Source organism: Cupriavidus sp. HPC(L) (genome assembly GCF_000307735.3).
Classification (GTDB): Bacteria; Pseudomonadota; Gammaproteobacteria; order Burkholderiales; family Burkholderiaceae; genus Cupriavidus.
Window position 1 is genome coordinate 1 of the sequence record NZ_AMPR02000307.1, and the last position, 2,677, is coordinate 2,677.

The window sequence follows — 2,677 nt, forward strand, 5'->3', positions numbered from 1 at the left end:
CTCTGCCGTCCCGCCAGCCGCGGCAGCGTGCCGTCGCGCAGCACCAGGCCGCGCGCGGCCAGCGCCTCGCGCAGGCCCAGGTACAGCATCGTCACGCCGTCGTCGTTGAAGCGCGAGGCCTGCGTGCCGTAGACCGGCATGTCCTCGGCGCGCGCATGCCATTGCTCGCGGTTGCGCTGCATCTGCTTGGCAACGTCGCGCCACGCGTCCTGCGCGCCCTTGCGGTCGAACTTGTTGATCGCGACGAAGTCGGCGAAGTCCAGCATGTCGATCTTCTCGAGCTGGCTGGCCGCGCCGAACTCGGGCGTCATCACGTACAGCGACAGGTCGACATGGGGCACGATCGCCGCGTCGCCCTGGCCGATGCCCGAAGTCTCGACGACGATCAGGTCGAAGCCGGCGACCTTGCAGGCCGCCAGCGCGTCCGGCAGTGCCCGCGACACCTCGCTGGCGGCGTCGCGCGTGGCCAGCGAGCGCATGTAGATCTGCGGGTGGTGGATCGCGTTCATGCGGATCCGGTCGCCCAGCAGCGCGCCGCCGGTACGCCGGCGCGACGGGTCGATCGAGATCACGGCGATGCGCAGGCCGTCCTGCTGGTCGAGCCGGAAGCGGCGGATCAGCTCGTCGGTCAGCGACGATTTGCCGGCGCCGCCGGTGCCGGTCACGCCCAGCACCGGGGTCGCGATGCCGGCGGCGTCGGCATGCAGCGCCGCGGCCAGCGCGGGATCGGCCTTGCCGTTCTCCAGCACGGTGATCCATTGGGCCAGCGCCCGGCGATCGCCGGCACGCAACGAATCGAGCGTCGCGGGGGCATGGCGCGACAGGTCGAAGTCGCAGCGCCGCACCATGTCGGCGATCATGCCGGCCAGGCCCATGCGCTGGCCGTCCTCGGGGCTGTAGATGCGCGCGACGCCGTAGTCCTGCAGCTCACGGATCTCGGCCGGCACGATCACCCCGCCGCCGCCGCCGAACACCTGGATATGGGCGCCGCCGCGCTCGCGCAGCAGGTCGACCATGTACTTGAAGTATTCGACGTGGCCGCCCTGGTAGCTCGACACGGCGATGCCCTGGACGTCCTCCTGCAGCGCGGCCGCGACGACTTCCTCGACCGAGCGGTTGTGGCCGAGGTGGATCACCTCGCAGCCTTGCGCCTGCAGGATGCGGCGCATGATGTTGATCGAAGCATCGTGGCCGTCGAACAAGGATGCGGCCGTAACGAAGCGGACCTTGTGGGTCGGCGCGCCGGCGGGCGCGGGTGCCGGCGCCACGGTAGCGGCCTCGGCTTCGGCGCCTGCCTTGCGCAGGTCTGACAGATCGGTCATGGTCTCCACCCGGTGAGGCCGGGACCGGCGGACAGACTGCGCCGCCGAAGCACCGGCCATCGCGTTGTGCGGCCATTGCTGGCCATATTGTCTGGGGTCGCCCGCACGGCGCAGCCGCCGGCGGGCCAGTCGATTGTAGGCCCATCCCGTCGGGCCTGACCAGCGGGCAGCAAACGGCACGTGACGCCCTCTGCCTTCGGCTACAATCCAGAACATCCGCCGGGACTCGGACCTCCGGTCGGCACAACAAAGGACACGCACCGCCGGCCGTGTCGACCTACTGAAGGGAGATTCCTATGCGGCATTGCGTGCCGTGGCTGCCGCGCCTTGCGCTGGTGGCGGGTCTGATCGGCCTGCCTGCCAGTGCCATCGCGTGGGACTACACGCCTGCGGCCATCTCGGGTCTGACCAGCCTGTACGGCTATCTGACCAACCAGAACGCCACGCTGGAGCGCGCCGCGGCCAAATACCCGTCGCTGCGCAACGACATCCAGCAGGTGCGCAATGCGTTCGACCGCCAGTATCCCGATGCGCTGGCGACGGTGACCCGGCTGTTCCAGGACATTCCGCTGCCCGCCGCCGATCGCGCCCGGCTGGCGACCAAGGTGCTGGAAATGGACCGCGAGGCGATGCAGTCGGCGCTGGCCTCGGAGCCCGCGATGCAGGCCTATCTGCAGCGCGTGCGCGAAAGCGCCCAGGGGGACATGGAGAAGGCCTCGCTGCAGCTGCTGCTGGCCGCGGTCTACGAGGACAAACCCGCCGCCGAACTGGCCTCGCCGATGGCCCGCAGCTACACCACCAAGGGCATCCGGCAGGCCGGCGCGATCGACCTGATGCTGCGCATGCCGCTGTCGTGGGAGCGCGATCCGGCCCGCGAAAAGCTGCTGCCGGACAACGCCATCTTTGCCTTCACCAGCCAGGGCGGCAACGGCCTGTCGACGATCGATCTGCTGGCGCGGCCGCTGCCGAAGGATGGCGCGAAGGACGGGGCCAAGGAAGCGGGGAAGGACGCTGCAAGCGCGGCGGCCGCCGCGCGCGCCACCGAGGAACTGAAGGCGCTGACCGGCGCCGGCGCCAAGGTGATCGCCCAGGGCACGGTCCGGCTGGCCAATCACCGCGCCAATTGGGCCAGTTTCTCCATCGCCAGCGACGGCGGCCGTCTGCAGTACGGCCGCGTCTGGTGGGTGCCGCTGCCGGAGGCCGGCCAGACCGCGGTGCTGCTGTGCCGCACGCCGTCGCTGCCGCCGCAGGCCGCCGACAACGAGCGGCAGCGGCTGGAACCGTTGTGGCAGGCGGTCGCCGCCACGCTGTCGACCGCGACGCCGGCGCGCTGAGCGCCGCCGCCTAGCGCGACA

General features: G+C 70.8%; 2 protein-coding genes. One reads left to right on the forward strand and one right to left on the reverse strand.

What is annotated here, in order from left to right; translation table 11 throughout:
• Positions 1–1,322, reverse strand: a 1,322-nt coding sequence (locus B551_RS16240) for a cobalamin-dependent protein (protein ID WP_023264549.1), incomplete at its 3' end; no start/stop codon positions are given.
• Between the two features lie 296 nt (positions 1,323–1,618).
• Here B551_RS16240 and B551_RS16245 point away from each other — a divergent pair.
• Complete coding sequence (locus B551_RS16245) at positions 1,619–2,656, forward strand: hypothetical protein (RefSeq protein WP_023264550.1); 1,038 nt, start codon at positions 1,619–1,621, stop codon at positions 2,654–2,656.
• Positions 2,657–2,677: the final 21 nt, after the last annotated feature.